The organism is Erythrobacter sp. HI0063 (assembly GCF_001635685.1).
Classification (GTDB): Bacteria; Pseudomonadota; Alphaproteobacteria; order Sphingomonadales; family Sphingomonadaceae; genus Qipengyuania.
On record NZ_LWFF01000101.1, the window covers coordinates 1 to 224 of the forward strand.

General features: G+C 65.6%; 1 protein-coding gene. It reads right to left on the minus strand.

Annotated elements, in window-relative coordinates; all coding sequences use genetic code 11:
• A partial coding sequence (locus A3736_RS04395; RefSeq protein ID WP_233999224.1) for an SAM-dependent methyltransferase occupies window positions 1-150 on the minus strand: 150 nt, incomplete at its 3' end.
• Window positions 151-224: the final 74 nt, after the last annotated feature.

Consider the following 224-nt stretch of genomic DNA (forward strand, 5'->3'; position numbering starts at 1 on the left):
GGACCGCGCGAGCGCCAGGATCGATGCGTCCACCAGACCGTCATGCACGATCAGGTCGGCGCTTTCGATCAGGCGCGCGGCGCGCAGCGTCAGCAGGTCGGCATCGCCGGGGCCTGCGCCCACGAGATGGATTGTTCCGGTTTCTACCATGCGGGAAAGATGCGCGTGGCGGGCCGTGTGCGCCAATCAGAATGGATGCGCCGCCGCACAGCAAAGCTTTTGAA